The sequence below is a fragment of the Pseudomonas sp. AU11447 genome (assembly GCF_001672555.2).
GTDB classification, from domain to species: domain Bacteria; phylum Pseudomonadota; class Gammaproteobacteria; order Pseudomonadales; family Pseudomonadaceae; genus Pseudomonas; species Pseudomonas nitroreducens.
The window spans coordinates 1-286 of sequence record NZ_LZDG02000085.1; the positions used below are offsets into that span (position 1 = coordinate 1).

General features: G+C 65.4%; 1 protein-coding gene. It reads left to right on the forward strand.

From position 1 onward, the window contains the following. Positions 1-286: Ig-like domain-containing protein (locus tag A6723_RS32250; protein WP_175405594.1), on the forward strand; the 286-nt coding region annotated here is incomplete at both ends.

Genomic DNA, 286 nt, shown 5'->3' on the forward strand with positions numbered 1-286 from the left:
GTCGATCACCTCGCCGGAAGATCAACCCACCGGCGAAGTCAGCGTCAACGCCACCGACGAAGCCGGCAACACCGGTGCTTCGGTGACCGAGAGCTATACCGATACCACCGCGCCGGATGCGCCGAGCGTCACCGTCACTGCCAATGCTGACGGCGGCCTGACCGTCACTGGCACGGCAGAGGCGGGTAGCACCGTTACCGTTACCTTCCCGGATGGCTCTACCGGTACTGCCACCGCCGGCAGCGATGGCAGCTACAGCGTCACCACCACCGTTCCGCAAACCACC